General features: G+C 46.4%; 19 protein-coding genes. 16 read left to right on the top strand and 3 right to left on the bottom strand.

The annotated features are described in order from the left end of the window. Nucleotide 1: 1 nt before the first annotated feature. A complete protein-coding gene (locus AB4111_RS24090) occupies nucleotides 2-1,363 on the top strand; it encodes a nucleobase:cation symporter-2 family protein (protein WP_253429709.1) in 1,362 nt (453 codons plus the stop codon). A gap of 279 nt (nucleotides 1,364-1,642) precedes the next feature. Here AB4111_RS24090 and AB4111_RS24085 read toward each other — a convergent pair whose 3' ends face one another. Both AB4111_RS24085 and AB4111_RS24080 read right to left on the bottom strand, forming a co-directional pair. Continuing rightward, complete coding sequence (locus AB4111_RS24085; RefSeq protein ID WP_442033512.1) at nucleotides 1,643-1,981, bottom strand: DUF4870 domain-containing protein; 339 nt, start codon at nucleotides 1,979-1,981, stop codon at nucleotides 1,643-1,645. 94 nt (nucleotides 1,982-2,075) lie between these two features. Further along, complete coding sequence (locus tag AB4111_RS24080; RefSeq protein WP_091018633.1) at nucleotides 2,076-2,354, bottom strand: transposase; 279 nt, start codon at nucleotides 2,352-2,354, stop codon at nucleotides 2,076-2,078. A 400-nt stretch (nucleotides 2,355-2,754) separates the two neighbouring features. On the opposite strand from AB4111_RS24080, the gene AB4111_RS24075 reads away from it, so the two are divergent. From AB4111_RS24075 to AB4111_RS24035, 9 genes are all read left to right on the top strand, one after another. Further along, entirely contained in the window at nucleotides 2,755-2,943 is a 189-nt protein-coding gene (locus AB4111_RS24075) for a hypothetical protein (protein ID WP_017690840.1), read from the top strand. Nucleotides 2,944-3,076: 133 nt separating this feature from the next. Further along, on the top strand, nucleotides 3,077-3,838 hold the full coding sequence (gene map, locus AB4111_RS24070) for a type I methionyl aminopeptidase (RefSeq protein ID WP_442033511.1): 762 nt from the start codon (nucleotides 3,077-3,079) through the stop codon (nucleotides 3,836-3,838). Nucleotides 3,839-4,405: 567 nt separating this feature from the next. After that, the gene (gene coxB / locus AB4111_RS24065) at nucleotides 4,406-5,458 is read left to right on the top strand and encodes a cytochrome c oxidase subunit II (protein WP_339304342.1); all 1,053 of its coding nucleotides are present in this window, start codon (nucleotides 4,406-4,408) and stop codon (nucleotides 5,456-5,458) included. 71 nt (nucleotides 5,459-5,529) lie between these two features. Next, entirely contained in the window at nucleotides 5,530-7,380 is a 1,851-nt protein-coding gene (gene ctaD / locus AB4111_RS24060; RefSeq protein WP_442033705.1) for a cytochrome c oxidase subunit I, read from the top strand. Further along, entirely contained in the window at nucleotides 7,377-8,003 is a 627-nt protein-coding gene (locus AB4111_RS24055) for a cytochrome c oxidase subunit 3 (RefSeq protein WP_047840264.1), read from the top strand. The genes ctaD and AB4111_RS24055 overlap by 4 nt, the downstream gene beginning before the upstream one ends. Nucleotides 8,004-8,006: 3 nt before the next feature. Beyond that, entirely contained in the window at nucleotides 8,007-8,327 is a 321-nt protein-coding gene (locus AB4111_RS24050; protein WP_421893030.1) for a cytochrome C oxidase subunit IV family protein, read from the top strand. Nucleotides 8,328-8,435: 108 nt separating this feature from the next. Beyond that, nucleotides 8,436-9,359 (top strand): cytochrome c oxidase assembly factor CtaG, encoded by a 924-nt coding sequence (ctaG, locus tag AB4111_RS24045; RefSeq protein ID WP_442033510.1) that lies wholly within the window; start codon nucleotides 8,436-8,438, stop codon nucleotides 9,357-9,359. A gap of 35 nt (nucleotides 9,360-9,394) precedes the next feature. Further along, a complete protein-coding gene (locus AB4111_RS24040; RefSeq protein WP_307540121.1) occupies nucleotides 9,395-9,859 on the top strand; it encodes a DUF420 domain-containing protein in 465 nt (154 codons plus the stop codon). 141 nt (nucleotides 9,860-10,000) lie between these two features. After that, entirely contained in the window at nucleotides 10,001-10,372 is a 372-nt protein-coding gene (locus tag AB4111_RS24035; protein WP_253429731.1) for a hypothetical protein, read from the top strand. 116 nt (nucleotides 10,373-10,488) lie between these two features. Here the strand turns inward: AB4111_RS24035 and AB4111_RS24030 are convergent, their stop codons facing one another. After that, nucleotides 10,489-10,815 (bottom strand): hypothetical protein, encoded by a 327-nt coding sequence (locus tag AB4111_RS24030; RefSeq protein WP_442033509.1) that lies wholly within the window; start codon nucleotides 10,813-10,815, stop codon nucleotides 10,489-10,491. A gap of 201 nt (nucleotides 10,816-11,016) precedes the next feature. Here AB4111_RS24030 and AB4111_RS24025 point away from each other — a divergent pair, with 201 nt between their 5' ends. The 6 genes from AB4111_RS24025 to AB4111_RS24000 all read left to right on the top strand — a co-directional run bounded on the left by AB4111_RS24025 (nucleotide 11,017) and on the right by AB4111_RS24000 (nucleotide 17,045). Further along, nucleotides 11,017-11,730 carry a hypothetical protein gene (locus AB4111_RS24025; protein WP_442033508.1) on the top strand — a complete coding sequence of 238 codons (714 nt, stop codon included), beginning with the start codon at nucleotides 11,017-11,019 and terminating at the stop codon, nucleotides 11,728-11,730. Between the two features lie 89 nt (nucleotides 11,731-11,819). Next, complete coding sequence (locus AB4111_RS24020; RefSeq protein ID WP_442033704.1) at nucleotides 11,820-12,209, top strand: GntR family transcriptional regulator; 390 nt, start codon at nucleotides 11,820-11,822, stop codon at nucleotides 12,207-12,209. 15 nt (nucleotides 12,210-12,224) lie between these two features. Then, complete coding sequence (locus AB4111_RS24015) at nucleotides 12,225-13,121, top strand: ATP-binding cassette domain-containing protein (RefSeq protein WP_442033507.1); 897 nt, start codon at nucleotides 12,225-12,227, stop codon at nucleotides 13,119-13,121. A 20-nt stretch (nucleotides 13,122-13,141) separates the two neighbouring features. Further along, a complete protein-coding gene (locus AB4111_RS24010) occupies nucleotides 13,142-14,044 on the top strand; it encodes an ABC transporter ATP-binding protein (protein ID WP_442033703.1) in 903 nt (300 codons plus the stop codon). Beyond that, complete coding sequence (locus AB4111_RS24005; protein ID WP_442033506.1) at nucleotides 14,037-15,332, top strand: ABC transporter permease; 1,296 nt, start codon at nucleotides 14,037-14,039, stop codon at nucleotides 15,330-15,332. The genes AB4111_RS24010 and AB4111_RS24005 overlap by 8 nt, the downstream gene beginning before the upstream one ends. Nucleotides 15,333-15,824: 492 nt before the next feature. Then, nucleotides 15,825-17,045, top strand: coding sequence for a TraB/GumN family protein (locus AB4111_RS24000; protein WP_442033505.1), 1,221 nt, complete (start codon nucleotides 15,825-15,827; stop codon nucleotides 17,043-17,045). The last annotated feature ends 582 nt before the right edge of the window (nucleotides 17,046-17,627 follow it).

Below are 17,627 nucleotides of genomic sequence, written 5' to 3'. Positions count from 1 at the left end.
TATGGCACGCGAACGTATTTTTCAGCGGCATCGGCATCCAATCAAAACGTTCTCACTCGGACTTCAACATGTGCTTGCCATGTATGCAGGAGCCGTTGTCGTTCCACTGATCGTTAGTAACGCATTGGGCTTTACACAGGAACAATTAACCTATCTTATTGCCATCGACTTGCTCGCTTGTGGTGTGGCTACACTACTTCAGGTATGGGGAAATAAATATTTCGGCGTAGGGCTGCCTGTCATGCTCGGTTGTGCATTCCAGGCCGTTTCTCCGATGATTCTCATCGGAATGAACAGTGGTGTATCTGCTATTTACGGGGCAATTATCGCTTCAGGGCTGTTTGTATTGATTTTCTCTGGTCTCTTCGGGAAGCTGATTAGGCTTTTCCCTCCTGTCGTGACAGGTTCCGTTGTGACCATTATTGGTCTGACTCTGATCCCGGTTGCTTTCCATGATCTGGGTGGCGGTCAGGGGTCAGAAGATTTTGGCAGCGGAGTGAACTTGTTGCTCGGTTTCGGTGTGTTGGTCTTTATTATTTTAATGACTCGTTTTACAACCGGATTTATTCGCTCCATCTCGGTACTGATTGGTCTGCTCGTTGGTACGGTGGCGGCAGGATTTATGGGCGAGGTTAATTTTGCCCCTATTCGCGATGCAAGTTGGTTCCATGTTGTTCAGCCGTTTTACTTCGGTAGACCGACCTTTGAGATTGTACCTATCTTGACGATGATTCTGGTGGCGATTGTCAGCGTGGCCGAGTCCACAGGTGTATTTATGGCCTTGGGCAAAATCCTGGACAAAGATCTGTCTTCCAAGGATCTGGCGCGCGGTTATCGTGCAGAGGGCCTGGCCATTGTGTTAGGTGGTATTTTCAACTCATTCCCGTATACAACGTATTCGCAAAACGTAGGACTGGTACAGATGACACGTGTGAAGACACGTGATGTCATTGTTGTGGCTGGTGGAATCCTGGTGGTCATCGGATTTGTGCCGAAGATTGCTGCGCTTGCACAGCTCGTTCCTGGGGCGGTTCTTGGCGGAGCCATGGTGGCCTTGTTCGGCATGGTGGTATCATCCGGTATCCGAATTATTGGTAGTCAGGTCGATCTGAATCGTCATGAAAATTTGTTTGTCATTGCTTGTTCTGTAGGCATGGGGCTGGGAGTTACCGTTGTGCCTGAGTTGTTTGCTGGTGCACCGGACTGGGCTCAGATTATGCTCGGTAACGGTATCATTGCAGGCAGCTTCACGGCGATCTTCATGAATCTGCTGTTCAACGGTCTGGGTACCCAGGAAACAGCCGCCAAGATGGCTGAGAAACAGGCAGATGCCATCCTTGGAGAAACAGGCAAGTCGGCTTAAAAGCCGAACTAGACCTATAATCCAGCATGATTGTTATGTTAACGGTTTGGAATTTAACCTTAACAAGATGAATATTTAAGCAGGTTGATACATCGTGATATACAGCATGAATGGTTTATGACATACATCATTTATACTGTGAATGTTCAACCACATGAACAAATCACTTTTACATGCGAAACAACGAATATATGTACAAGCCAGATATATAATCAAAAGACGATCCGCACCCCGTTAAAGGGGATGGATCGTCTTTTTTTGGATCATGTCTTCCTAAAGTTACAGATGACGCATCTGTTTCTCTGCAAAATCGCCAACCCACGGCAGTTTTAGGCATTTCCCCTGCAGGCTGGTGACCACCATGATGAGCCAGACCACCACACCGAGCAGGGATAACAGCGATGCTACCAGTGGCCCAAATAACGGAAGAAAAGCCGATAGTACATGTCCGACCATAATGATGCCAAAGACGGTCACGGATTGCAGAGCGTGAAATAGAACGAACCGGCTCCGCTTCTCTACAGCGAGAAATACAATCCCGCCTACAAAGGTAAATAGATAACAGAGCATACCGGCAATATTTTCATCCAGACCGCTAGACGATTTCATGGGGGACATCCGGTCCAGCCTCCTTTAACCTTTTTTACTAGGCTATGAAGGAGAGGGACAGAACTGAACCTGTGAATTTATCTGACTAACAAATCAAACAATATTATCTTCCGCCCTCGATCTGTCTGCGAGGGTTTGTGATCTTGCCCATTTTATCAGTATCGTTTTCTTTGGGAACCAAACGTTCATCGGTACGTCCTTCGTGGTGATTATCAAAAGCATACTCCGTCAGTTTCCATTCTGACTTGCCGAGAACGGGATCTGCCGGGAAGTGTTGCCCACGATGCAGATGTTCCTCACGTCCGGCTTCGTTGATATATACTCCGTCGACTTCCACCTTTTCATGTGAAAGGGGCAGCATATCCTGTTCTTTGCGTTCCATGAGACGGCGCCTCCTTTTAGATACCATTAATTTAACTGTATGGGTTGTCCGTGATAATATCCCCCGAATAGTTCAGTGTTATGCTGGATATATTAATTCCGTATAGAATGGTGGTATTCATAACATATGATTCGGAATTAAACTTTTTGGGCATGAAAACCGTTATATTTATTAGAGGAAATCGTCAAGTCGTAAGATACTTCCGAATATGCTACAATAAGATTATGATTCATTCCGAATCATATCGGGTATTTATAGTGTCAGGTACTTGCTTTCTAGCGAGGTTCCCGACCTAAAGCTTGCTTTAAGCCGCGCACACAACTTCATGGATGGCATTTAAGACTTATTCGGCATTCTCTAAACGGAGCATTCACTTTCAACGTTTTGGGAGGGAATTACAATGGCAACGAAAGGTCACAATGAGGTCAAAGAAAGTTTGAGGGAAATGACTCGGATTTTCCGTCCTAAAGATCCAAAAAAATTCGTGAAGGAGTACGTGAGAAAATACCGGATTACGGGTGGATACGAGGAAGAATTGACTTCTGTGGTTGAGCATGAGCTTGTCAAGATGGATTCTTCCGTGTCCTGAAACAACACACAACTCTGATTATACTGTTCCGATAATGAATAGAACCGTCTTCCGGGCGATAAGCTCCGGCAGGCGGTTTTTTTTGCGTTCCTGCTGCATATATATAGGAGTACACCTACAGCAGGAAGGATGAATGCATGTGGACCCTATTTTGAAAACCAAAGAAGAGATTGGCTACATGCGGGAAGCTGGACGAATTTTGCGAAGTTGTCACCAGCATATTGAGCAGTGGATGATACCTGGTATCACGACAGCCGAGATCAACGAGCGGGTGGAAGAGTTTCTGGCAGCACACGGGGCCAAACCGGAGCAAAAAGGGTATAAAGGATATCCGTACGCGACGTGTGCCTCTGTCAATGAAGTGGTCTGCCACGGATTTCCGGGAGAAGAAGAGCTGGCGAGCGGGGATGTAGTGACCATCGATATGGTGGTGAACAAAGACGGCTGGCTTGCTGACTCGGCCTGGACATATGGCATTGGTGAACCAAGCAGATCCATTCGCAAGCTGATGAGGCGCACGGAGAAGGCCCTTGAGCGGGCGATTGCCCAGGCAGTTCCAGGGAATACGCTCGGAGATATTGGAAATGCCATTGAACGAACAGCCAGACTGTATCGGTACGGAATTGTGAAGCCCCTCATCGGCCATGGAATCGGTCAATATATTCATGAGCCGCCAAATGTGTTGCCGTATGGCAAGCGCAGAACGGGCACGATGCTCACCGAGGGTATGGTCATTACCATTGAACCAATCTTTACGAAAGGCAGTTCCGGGGCCGTTGTGTGGGATGAAGATGGATGGACAGTAAGGACGGTAGATGGCAGCTGGGGAGTACAGTATGAGCATACGGTTGCAATTACTGGGGATGGTCCCTTGATTCTGACCAATGGTACATGAGAAGAATTCAGGTGAAGATGAGGACTTGAATTGAACCTTTCTGAGGAATGCTCCATGCTGTTTTGAGCTTGAATATAGCGGTATGGAGCGATAGGTATGTTTTCTGAATGGATATGGAAGAGGGTTTCCATAAAATCTGATCTTTCTTTTGCATAATATCGCATGTTTTGAATGTGAGAAAAATCACCAATAAATCGAGTTTTATCACCGAAATTTGGCAAAAATTTTCAAATGTAGAGTGTAATACTTTTAACTGAAATCGTTTGCAAATCAAGTTGTAGAGCGGTTTTTTACATAAAGTGAACAATTTGTGAACATGTGTCCAAAGATTGACAAAATCATACCCTCAACTTATATTTAATAAGTGATTGAAGCATATAGAATGAATTGGAAGAATGCGCAGACATGCCCTGAGCAGGAAATCACGGGAGTACTGGAAGCGTTATTTTTGTAAGCGTTCTGTATGATGAAGAGGATTATGCGTATCGTGCTGAAACGTACCTTTTGTTGCCTTTCTATTGAACGACAACGGTAATCTACGAAAACGTAAAAAAGTGGGGTAGATCAATGATGAAACAGTGGCAGGTTGCAAAGCGAATTCTCCCCTTGCTGGCGGTGTTCTCTTTGCTGCTATCCGCATGCGGGCGGGAAGACTTGTCGGTAATGAAACCTCAGGGTCCTGTGGCGCAAGGCCAATATGATCTGATGAAGTTATCCATCACGATTATGATCGTGGTGCTCATCATTGTATTTGCTATAGCGGCCTATGTTCTGATCCGGTTTCGTAGAAGATCCGGGCAGACCGACATGCCTGAACAGGTTGAAGGTAATTTCAAGCTGGAAGTAATATGGACAGCCATTCCGTTATTGCTGGTTATTGTGCTGGCAGTACCGACAGTCCAAACGATTTTTGCCCAAGGCGAAGATCTGTCCAATGACAAAAATGCACTTAAGGTCCAAGTCACCTCGCATCAGTACTGGTGGGAATTCACTTATCCTCAATATGACGTAACCACCGCTCAAGATCTCATCATCCCGACCGGAACAAAAATCGCATTTGAACTTAAAACCGCTGACGTGCTTCACTCCTTCTGGGTGCCGTCACTTGCGGGCAAAATGGACACAAACCCGGATGGAACACTTAACAAGTTCAGTTTCTCTGCACCGAATGAAGGCGTTTACCGCGGTAAATGTGCCGAATTATGTGGCAGATCGCATGCTTTCATGGAGTTCAAGGTAAAAGCAGTGAGTCAGGAATCCTTTGACAGATGGGTGAACCAGATGAAAGCACCTGCAGTCCTTCCTGAAGATACTCAATTAGCCGAGAAATTCAAAACAAACTGCCTTTCTTGCCACGCTGTTGGCGATCAAGGTGGACCAGTAGCACCTAACTTGACGGGAATCGGCGGCAAGGAATCTGTCGCAGGCATTTTGCTGAATTCTCGTGAGGGACAGGAAGAAGGTAGTCCGGTACTGGATAACATGAAAGAATGGCTCCATGATCCACAATCCGTGAAGCCGGGCAATACCATGCCGAATCCCAAGGATCTTGGGTTGACGGATGAAGAAATCGACGGAATTGCCGAATATCTGGCCAACTACAAATTGGACTATGAATAGAACAGCAAGGACGAAGAAGGGGGTACACAACCTTGGCTCATGCGCATAGCGTCAAGAGGTACAGGGGCTTGATGGATTGGATCACCACCGTCGATCACAAAAAAATCGCCATTCTCTATTTGGTTGCGGGTGGATTTTTCTTTGGAATCGGCGGCATTGAAGCCATTTTGATTCGGATTCAACTGATGAAGCCTATGAATGATTTTGTATCGGCACAGGTCTTCAACGAATTGATTACCATGCATGGAACAACGATGATTTTCCTTGGTGTCATGCCACTTATTTTTGCCATTATGAATGCAGTCGTGCCTTTGCAGATCGGGGCACGGGATGTTGCCTTTCCTTTTCTTAACGCACTTGGTTTCTGGACGTTCCTTTTTGGGGGACTGCTGCTGAACCTGAGTTGGGTTATGGGGGGAGCACCGGATGCAGGCTGGACCTCATATACGCCGCTTTCGGGCAGTGAGTACAGTGGAACGCATGGTGTGGATTTCTATACCATCGGTCTTCAGATCGCGGGTCTGGGAACACTCATCGGGGGTATTAACTTTCTCGCAACGATTATTACAATGCGTGCTCCAGGCATGTCCTACATGCGGATGCCGATGTTTACATGGACGACATTTATTACATCTGCCATTATCCTTTTTGCTTTTCCTGCCATCACGGTAGGGCTTGTACTTTTGACGTTTGATCGTATACTGGGAGCGAATTTCTTCGATGTCGCAGGTGGCGGTAACCCCGTACTCTGGCAGCACATCTTCTGGATCTTCGGGCACCCGGAAGTATACATTTTGATTTTGCCGGCATTTGGTATCATCTCGGAGGTTATTCCGACCTTCTCGCGTAAACGGTTGTTCGGATACAGCTCCATGGTATTTGCCACCATCCTGATTGCCTTCCTGGGCTTCATGGTATGGGCGCATCACATGTTTACAACAGGCTTGGGAAATGTAGCCAACGCGCTATTTTCCATCTCGACAATGTTGATTGCCGTACCTACGGGGATCAAAATCTTTAACTGGCTCTTTACGATGTGGGGTGGACAGATCCGCTTTACAGCGGCGAACCTGTTTGCTGTTGGTTTCGTTCCAACCTTTGTTATGGGCGGTGTTACCGGTGTCATGCTGGCTTCTGCTCCAGCGGATTTTCAGTTCCATGATACGTACTTTGTTGTAGCTCACTTTCACTACGTTATTGTAGGGGGACTGGTGCTCGGCTTGTTCTCGGGACTGCATTACTGGTGGCCGAAGATGTTCGGACGTATTCTGAGTGAAACACTTGGAAAATGGACATTCTGGACATTTATGATCGGTTTCCAATTAACGTTCTTTGTACAGCATTTCCTCGGTCTGATGGGGATGCAGCGCCGGATCGTTACATATTTACCGAATCAGGACTTTGATCTGCTCAATCTGGTCAGCTCCGTCGGGGCATTTCTGATGGGTGTGGGGGTTATTTTATTCCTCGCGAACATCGTAATCACAATGAGAAAACCGGCTGGTGCGCCAAACGATCCGTGGGAAGACGGTCGTACCTTGGAATGGTCCATTCCTTCACCGCCACCGGAATACAATTTCAAGCAGACTCCGCTGGTACGTGGAATTGATGCGTACTGGAAGGAAAAGATGGCAGGACATACGGAGATGACACCAGCAGAACCGGTAGGTTCGATTCATATGCCGTCAGCAACGCCGTTGCCGTTTGTGATGTCCGTAGGGATCTTTATTGCCGGACTTGGCCTGATGTTCAGCAAGGATGAATTCGGTAATGCGTTTATGAATGTATTGTTTAACAATTATATTGTGGTTGTCATTGGCCTTCTGATTACATTTGGATCAATGGCACTGCGTTCACTTTACGATGATCATGGATGGCATATTGAACCGGAGGATCAGGATGAGAAGGGGGCTAGAACATGACAACCTCACATGCCGAACCGGTGAACGACAAATTGCCGCATGAACCGGAGAAAGCGACGCTGGAAGGCCGTAACAAGCTTATCGCCTTCTGGTTGTTCCTTGGCGGCGAGACGGTACTGTTCGGTACACTCTTTGCTACCTTCCTGGCTCTTCGTGGCCAAACCAATGATGGACCTACAGCGAATGAACTGTTCCACCTGCCACTTGTGGCCGCTGCAACGTTCATTCTCCTGGTCAGTAGTTTGACGAGTGTATTTGCGATTCAGGCCATGCATAAGGGCAAGCGAGATGCACTGGCATTGTGGCTTGGTATCACGGTGGTACTGGGTATGGGATTTCTCGCGCTGGAAATATACGAGTTCTATGAGTATGTGAAACATAAAGAGTTTGGCATGACTACCAGTGCCTTCAGTTCAGCATTCTATACACTGGTCGGGTTCCACGGAGCCCACGTTGCTTTCGGTATTGTGTGGATCGGAATCATTATTGGGCAGCTGTTCAAAAAAGGATTGACGGTCGTAACTGCACCTAAAGTATACGTCTCCGCAATGTACTGGCACTTTATTGACGTGGTCTGGGTGTTCATCTTTACGGTCGTGTACCTGCTCGGAAAGGTGGGGTAGCACATGTCAGCACAGGATAAGACAGACCAACAGCCTGTGAAACACCGTCACCGGACGGAAGGGCCACAGAAACACGTTGTGGTGTTTATATTTTCAATCATTCTCACGCTGATTGCGTTTGCGGCTGCTTCTGCCGGAGGGGTTAATACAACCTTTACCATTGTTATTTTGCTGGTGATGGCTATTCTTCAAGTATTCGTTCAATTGGGTTACTGGATGCACATGAAGGATAAAGGGCATTTGATGCCAATCCTGTTCATGGCGTTTGGCTTTTTCGTAGCCTTTACGTGCATCATTATGGCGCTTTATTGGGTCTGGTGGTAAAAGAGATGGCGGCGGCGCAATGCTGCCGTCTTTTCCCCTTTTTGGCGAATGAATCTTCACAACGAAATAAAGGCAACAACCAAATCAGGTCACGGGGAGGTTTCCCGTATGCTCGGGTTGCAATATTTTAGCTTCAACGACTTATGGAGTCCGCTTATATTGGCTTTATTTCTGATCATTGCTGCGGCGTATTTAGTGCTTGTGGGACCGTTAAGCGAGCAAATAAAGGATGCAGAGCCTGCGACTGCCGGGCAGAAAATCATGTTTATTACAGGGCTGTTTGTCCTGTATCTGGCTCAAGCTGGACCATTTAATCTGCTTGGTCACGTCATGTTTAGCTTTCACATGGTGAGCATGGCGTTCTCCTATCTGGTAGCGCCGCCGCTGATGATGAAAGGCTTGCCGATCTGGGTATGGCGTAGAATCGTACGCTGGTTGCCAACACGCCAGCTATCGTTCCTGGCTCATCCGATCGTTGCGGCAGTGCTCTTTAACGGGCTGTTTTCGCTGTATCACCTCCCGATTGTACATGATTACGTTATGCTGAATTTTACCGTTCACCGGTTGTATTATATTGCACTGTTTATCACCTCGATGCTCATGTGGTGGACATTGCTGAATCCGTTGCCAGAGGGCAGACAAGCTTCGGGGCTATCCAAGATCGGTTTTATATTTCTGAATATGGTATTGCTCACGCCTGCGTGTGGATTGATTATTTTTGCGTCCGAGCCGTTGTATCAGACGTACAGCAATCCGGCAGTATGGGCTGAAGCCATGCGGTATTGTGTGTCTGGAGATTCTACCGCATTACTTCGTTCATTCGGTGGACCAGCCTTCTTCAACTTCCTGTCTTCCGCGAAGGAAGATCAGCAGGTCGGTGGCATTGTAATGAAGTTTATTCAGGAAGGGATCTTCGCCTCCATGCTGGCCTATGTCTTTTTCCAATGGTATCGGAAAGAGAAGCAGGAAGATGATGATGATTCGTATCCTGCTGGGGGCACAGGAGGGCCACTCAATCCGGCTGCCAAATAATTAAGTCAATGTTCTGACAAGAGGGGGAACACACGATGGATATGTATTTTTGGCTACCAACGATCAGTACTTCTTTCATTGTGATTAGTGCAGTACTGGTGGGGATTGGATGGGTACTGATTATTCGGGGCAAGCGTGAGGCTCATCAGTCCGCCATGGTAGCAGGTGCGATTGCAGCTCTAATCTTCTTTGTGATCTATATGTCTCGCACAGTGTTCGTAGGTAATACGGCTTGGGGTGGGGACCCGGATCTGGAGATCTTTTATCGGATATTTCTGATCTTTCATATTATCCTGGCTACCGTGGCAGCAATATTCGGCATCTCCACACTGGTGCTGGGGTTCAAAAAGAAGTTCGGAACACATCGCCGCTGGGGCAAGTTCACGTCCATGATCTGGTTCGGGTCAGCGTTAACAGGTGTTGTCGTGTATGTTCTTCTGTATCTCTTGTATCCTGGTGGTCATACACGTCCGGTGTGGGAAGCTATCCTCGGTGTGTAAAAGAAGGATATTAGCTCAATCTACTGGGGCGTGCGTCACTATGATCTTCTGAATATATGAAAATGGACGAATCTAGCAGATGATTGGTCCACGCTTCCTCTCTTATTCATTCATAGAATGAGTTCGAGAGGAGGAAAGCAAATGAAAAAAACAGTTAGTGTCAGTCAAACGTATCCACGTCTTACCGTGTATTCAGAAGAGAACTACAGAGGGAGAAGCCGTATCTATCGTGGCAACACAGGTCTTCGTAACCTGGACAATATTTTGGACGGGGTAGAGAGCCTGCGTTTTTTCTCAACAAGTTCCAATGCAACACTCGTCGTGTTTACGCGGCCTAACTTTCAGGGTGGATTTCGTGTCTTCCGTGGCAACACCAACTTGAGAGATTTGGACGATCTGATCCGTGGCAATGACGTGGAATCCCTGATCTCCACGAATGAGCGGCTGACTTTGGCCGAGATTCGCGCCATCCGCAGCAGTCGCAGTCTTCCTAGTGGCTATAACCTCGTTTAATTGAAAGACCTCTTCTTCTAACAGATGCTAGAGAACGGCAGAGGGCTGTATCCGAATTGTGTTTACACAATAACGGGTACAGCCCTTCTTTTGTGATTGGGATTTCGTGTAATTCTTTAATCCCCGCCACCCCCACTGTCTCCGCCGCCACTATCTCCTCCAGAGTCGCTGCTACCACTATCGCTGCTGTGATGAGAATGTATGCCTGATGAAGAATCCGACTCATGATGTTTGTGATCCGGTGTGTGTCTGGAATGTCGATCGTAAGAGTCATCTCCTGTAATGACCGGATATCCCGAAGCAGAGTCGGTATAACCGTTGTTACGGCGGATGCGGTGTCTGCCTTTTTTGGCAGAATGACGATGAGGCTCATCCCGGAGGACCAACCAGATAACGACGATAAGGAAAAGGAGCACAAACCCGATCTCGACCAGCCAATTCATTAGTTGTAACCTTCCTTTCTTTGATTCATTCCTATAATTTATTTTAACGTAAATTCGAACTGTGTCCTATCCCATCTTCCTGATTCAGGAAAATTAGGGGTTGACGTGATCAGAATTCGGTCTGTATACTGTGTATATTGATATATACAGTAAACACAGTAAGCAAGATGAGTGAATGACAGGTGAAAGGCAGGCATGCATATGAACGAATGGAAGCAGGCGTGGTGGTTGACCCGCAACCAAACGAGTAAGGATAAGCTCCAATGGCTATGGTCTGCAATATTCATGATATACACTGGCGGCATGAGCGGTGTGATGTTAGTAGGACAACAACAGACAGATTTCATTAATCCAGTAGTGGATTCCTTCTTTTTAATCATGTTGCCATTTCAAGGGTTTATGTTCTGCAGGCGCTCCTTCCGTTACATACAGGAGGATTCTTATACGCAGATGCTGGCCTACTATCGTAGAATTCCCATCCCTGAACAAGTGGTGATGTGGTCCAGGCTACAGCAGTCTCTGATGGCGTTTACGTACAATGGAATCTTTTTCTACGGATCGTTATACGTGGTTAACCTTCATGCCGAAGGATTCCGATGGGATCAGTATCTGGCCTTTAGCCTTACCTGTACAGGTTATGGCCTTTTGGTAACAGGATTCTATATTTACGGAGAGTTTCTGAACAGTGGCAAGAAATACTTACTTCTCAGTACGCTTTTTATACCCATCGCCATTGGCATATCCATACTCATTCGAATGTCAGGCAGTTACGGATTGCGGATTGTAATGGATGGAAGTAAATCATGGGGGCTGCTTTCCCCGATCATGTGGATTTCTCTGGTGGCTGGCGTAGCGGGATTATGGCTGTCTAGTCGTTTTACGCTGAAGAAGTTGGTTCATCGGGATTTGAATTAAAATGAGAATTAAGCTTATGTACGAATACAGGATGAAACCGGCACGGTCAGGTAACAGACTGGAGTGTACCGGAGGGCGAGGTGCAAGATGTGAAAATACCCATTCAAATTAATGAAAATAGCGCTGAACCTTTATACCACCAAATTGAAAATCAATTAAGATCTTTAATTATAACGGGTCAGTTGGGGGAGGGGACACATTTGCCGTCCATTCGTGAGTTCGCCGGAGCGCTGAATTGCAGTGTTATTACGGTTAGACGGGTCTATCAGGATCTGGAGAATGAAGGTCTGCTTCGTACGAAGCAGGGGACAGGTACATTTGTGGCCCAGGTAGAAGCCGGCGATAGAGAAAATTATAGATTGAAGGCCGCACAGGAAGCGATGCAGGCTGCGGTGCAGTCTGGAAAATCGGTAGGCTGTACGGAAGAAGAGATGGAGAGCCTGTTCCGGGAAGTTCTCAAGGCTATTTACACGAAGTAAGGGAGTGATTCATACATGGAACCCATAGCAGTTCAGTTGAACGGTGTATCCAAAATGCGAAAACGCAGAGTAATTGGCCCGATCGATCTGACCATCCCGGAAGGGTATGTAGTTGCTATTCTCGGTCATAACGGTTCAGGCAAAAGCACACTTCTTAACATGCTGCAACAAGTGGTGCTGCCAGATGCCGGGCAGATTATATGGTTTGGGAAGGAACATGAGGGACCACTTCCCCTTGAACTGAGACAACAGATCGGTTTTGTGGCTGACAATGCCGGGCTTGAAGAGAATCGGATAACAGCACAGGAAGCAGCTGAATTTCGGGCCTACTGGTACCCGCGATGGGATATGAAGTTGTTCGATCAACTGATTCGCGATATGGAAGTACCCGTTGATGTGAAGCTGAACAAGATGTCCAAGGGAGAACGGCGAAAATTTGAGATTGCAGCTGCAATTGCAGCTCGCCCCAGACTCTTGCTTCTGGATGAGCCCTCATCAGGACTGGACCCCTTTGCCTGGAAAGTGATGGTTGAGCAGTTCCGTACCTTCATGGCTGAGGGGGACACCACGATTCTGATTGCCACGCATATTGCAGACGAAGTCAAAAGACTTGCGGATTACATCGTATTGATGCACCGTGGTCAGTCGCTGGGGATGGCCGAGAAAGATATGGTACTCGATCAGTGGAAAGAAGTCTGGTATGAAGGAGACTTAAGGCCAGAGAGTATCCCGGGTGTTGTGGAATCTTCTTTGGAAGAAAGAGGTATGGTTCGTGTCATTACAACCCGGGTCAGCGAAGCGCAGGAGAGGCTGGAGCTATCGAATAACCGAGTATTGAAAATCCGTAACCTGGAATTAGATGAAGTGCTGGCGTTCTGGATTGCCGGGTATGCACCTGTACAGTGGAAATAACCGAAGGGAGACGATAAATGATGAACCGATTGGAATTGAAGCAAGTCGTCAAGCAATATGCAGACAAAACAGCCGTTAATGGAGTTACGCTCAATGTAAAAGAAGGGGAGATTTACGGACTGCTCGGAGCCAATGGCGCAGGCAAAACAACAACGATGCGCATGGTGCTTGGACTGATTCACCCGGACGGGGGGAATATCCTTTACAACGGCAAACCTTACAACACAGAGTTGCAGCAGATTATGGGTTATCTTCCGGAAGAGCGTGGATTGTACCCGAAGGTGAAAGTCAGCGACCAGATTAATTATCTGGCACGGCTTCGTGGCATGAATGGCAAGGATGCAGACCAGAGCCTCAAGTACTGGCTGAATCGGTTTGAGGTACCTGAGTATTACGATAAGAAGATTGAGGAGTTATCCAAAGGTAATCAGCAGAAAATGGGCTTTATTGCAGCCGTAGTGCATAGACCACAAATTCTCATTTTGGATGAAGCGTTCAGCGGATTGGATCCTGTGAATGTGGAATTACTCAAGTCCACCGTCAAGGAGTTACGTGACGAAGGCACGGCCATTCTGTTCTCAACACACCGTATGGAGCACGTTGAAGAGTTGTGTCGTCAGATCACTATTCTGCATCGTTCCAACACGGTGGTACAAGGGGAGATCAAGGAGATCAAGAGTCGGTATCCGCGTGAACAGGTTTTCCTGGGTACGGTTGGAAGTGTGGAAGGACTCGAGCAATTGTCTGGTGTGAAGAAAGTGGAGCGTAATGAGCGCGGGTACCTGATACATATTAATCAGGTGGAAGCCGCTCAGGAGATTCTGAGAACAGCCATGACTCAAACGACAGTGGAACACTTTGAACTGAAGGAACCAACGCTTAACCAAATCTTTATTCGTGAGGTAGGTGAGTCGAATGAATAAAATGGGAACGATTACGGGTTTTACATTTAAAAACAAAGTTAAAACGAAATCATTCATGGTGACAACCATTGTACTTGCACTTTTAATTTCTATCGGACTCAATGTTCCATATTTCATTACCCTATTCAATGGGGGTTCCATTGGCGGAGCTTCAAGCAGTAACCCTGTAAATATTGGTCTCTTAAGTACGGGGCAGCCTGAAGTTTCCGAGAAACTGGAGAGCTTCTCGGCAGCTCAAGGGGATCAGGCATATCGACTCATTGCTAGTGGAGACAAAGATGAGGCGGCTCTTGCAGCCGATGTGGAAGCAGGGCTTACCGATGGCTATCTGAAGTTTGAAGCGGTTGCTGGACAGGAGTTCCCACAGCCCATTCTCTATTCAGCAGAAGACGTATCACCTCAGATCATTGCATCCATTGAAGCTGCATTGCAGAGTGTGAAGTTGGATGTAGTTGTGAAGGATGTACTTACGGCGGAGCAGAAGGAACTGATTACAACACCTGTGAAGCTCACCGAGCAAAGCTTGAGTACAGATGGAAGTGGGGCCGGTGCTGAGTCAGAAGGTGCGATGAGCCCGATTAACTATATTGTGGTGTACTTGCTGATCATCCTGCTGTTCACCTCGACGATGATGACAGGCAACATGATTGCCTCTGAGATCACAGCTGAGAAGAGCTCGCGTATTATGGAGATTCTGATTACGAGTGTATCACCGCTCAGTCAGATGTTTGGTAAAATCATCGGGATCTTCATGGTAGGTATGCTGCAAATTGGAATCTTCGGAGCAGTGGTTGCCGGAAATATCTTGCTACCGCATAACCGTGCAGTGTTAGGTGATTTCAATATGAATCTGAGTGATGTGAATATTGCGGTTATTGTGTACGGACTCATATTCTACATTCTGGGCTACTTCCTGTATGCCGTGTTGTTCGCTGCCATTGGCTCAATGGTAAGCCGTACTGAAGAACTGGGTCAGGCAGTTCTGCCGATTACAATGCTGTCGCTTGTATCCTTCTATATTGCGATCTTCAGTATTTCTACCCCAAACATTCTGTTATTGAAAATCGCAAGCTTCATTCCATTTACGTCGCCGACCGCGATTCTGGTACGGATCGGTGCGGGAGTTGCACCGACTTGGGAGATTCTAACTTCACTAGCGATTCTCATCGCATCCATTATCATCTTCGGATGGCTTGCAGCCAAAATCTATCGCACAGGTGTGCTGATGTACGGTAAACGTCCGACCTTTAAGGAATTGTTTAAAGCCATGAAGGCTTATAAGATCTAAGTTGAGTTCAGGAGAGGGCGGCGGCTGATGATCATGCAACAGTTAAAAGGGTTCTATATACAGTTTTGGAGGGAACCTCTGTGGTTTAAAGCATTGATCCTGACTACACTGCTACTTTCAATTGTATTTAGCAGTTCAGCCTTTTCAGAGCAGGGCAACTACCAAAGCATCTCTAAAATAGCTATCGCTATTTTCTTCGTCTCATATGGAGTGAAGCTGCGGGGGAATCGGAAGGTTTCTATAGCATTCTTTTTCCTGGCTCTGATCAGTATCTATTTATCATGGAATAGCTTGGACTTTGCGAATATCTAGCATCGAACTTATATGACGGATTCGTTTATGTTATTTCATATCTAGTGAGAGTAATGAAGGGAGGAAGTGCTGCTCCATTTGTGGAGTGGCACCAATTCCCACCTTTATCCGTAGTATCTAGGTATGTCCATTCTATTAAAATGGGTCGGCAAATATATTCACTAAAGGAGAATACATAATATGAAGAATTGGAAACGCACGCTCTTATCTCTTACAATCTCGGTAGGCTTGCTCGCATCTGCGGTACCGGCTATGGCTGCTCCACAAGAAACTTCCGTTAAGGTCAATGACCAGGCAGTGAAATATGCTACAGGAGCACCCATCCTGGATAAAGGTACAACCTTGGTTCCATTGCGGACTACGCTGGATGCTATGGACGTGAAGCTAACAACTGCGACAGATGATACGATCACGGCTGTGATCGATGGCAAAACGATTACACTCAAAAGTAAACTTACACGGATCAACGGTGTAACGTATGCTCCAATCCGCATTGTCGGTGATGCAGCGGGTTATGAAGTTCGCTGGGATGCTGCAACGCGCACCGTGCTGTTGGTATCCAAAGGTGGAGCAACGGAAAATGTCCAAACAGGTGGACGTGGCTTCATGTGGGAAGTGGAAAGTAATGGCAACACGGTCTATTTGGTAGGTTCCATGCATATTGCGGATGAGAGCTTCTATCCATTGCGTCCGGAGTTTGAGGAAGCATTTGCGGAAGCCGACTATCTTGGGGTAGAGATTGATATTAGCAAAGCCGCTGACGAAGAGCAGCAAAAGCTGGTTCTAAGCCTGGGTTCATATCAGGATGGAACAACGCTGAAAGACCACATTTCCAGTGAAACGTATACTAAGCTGGGCGATGTATTGAAGAAAAATGGTCTAGAGCCTAATGCTTTGGATGCATTTAAGCCGTGGGTAGTGGAAAGCACACTTGCAAGTTTGAAGTCCACAACGGCAGGATATGAAGCGTCAGCAGGAGTGGATCTGTATTTCATCCAGAAAGCAATCGAGCGCAAACTCCCAGTTATTGAGTTAGAGAGTTATCAATCTCAACTTGGCATGTTTAACGACTTTTCCAAAGAAACACAAGAAGAAACATTGAAAGCAACAATCGAAAACTTCGACGTGCTGGATAACAGTGTGAATCAGATGGCTGAGATGTGGAAAACGGGTAATGACGAGCAATTACTTGAACTGACAAACAGCTTCTCTAGTAATGAGGAATACAACAAAGCAATGCTGGTTGATCGTAACATTGGTATGGCGGACAAAATCGATGGTTATCTGAAAAAGGGCAAAGGCGAGGAGTATTTCATTGTTGTTGGCGCGGCACACTATCTGGGCGAGCACGGCATCGTGAAACTGCTTGAGGATAAAGGATATAAAGTAGAACGTAAATAAATATAGATCACTATAGAAGGTGCCCCTTTCGTCTCGAATAGAGAGTTGATAGGGTTACCTTCTTATATATAGAAGAAAGACAGATTAGATAGAGAAGATCAAGTGCATGATAATACAATTGAACTTATGATTACATTGGAGATTCAAGGTCCTTAAAAGGGGTAGATTGTAGAATTAATATTTTTAGAAATTAACTCTTTACAAGTACGTGTACTGCATGGTATATTCTATTTCCGGCCAAAAAACACGAGAAACACGGTGCGGCAAGCGAATGAAATAAGCTTCGAAAGAAACTTAAAAAAAAGAGCTTGCAAAGTTGGTTCGGACATGATATTATATAAGAGTTGCTGAAGAGAACGACATTCAGTAGCGAAATAAGTTTGATCTTTGAAAACTGAACAACGAGTGAGCAAACATTCTGCTTGCAGAATGAAACGCGAAAGTTTGAAACAAGCCTTGGCTTGAATCGACTGGAGCACAAATGAGATTTTTAATCTCGTCAGATTCAAAATGAGCTTATCGCTCTTTTCAATACTTTATTGGAGAGTTTGATCCTGGCTCAGGACGAACGCTGGCGGCATG

Source organism: Paenibacillus sp. 2KB_22 (genome assembly GCF_052115745.1).
Lineage (GTDB): Bacteria > Bacillota > Bacilli > Paenibacillales > Paenibacillaceae > Paenibacillus.
This window is presented reverse-complemented; position numbering and strand designations above follow the sequence as displayed.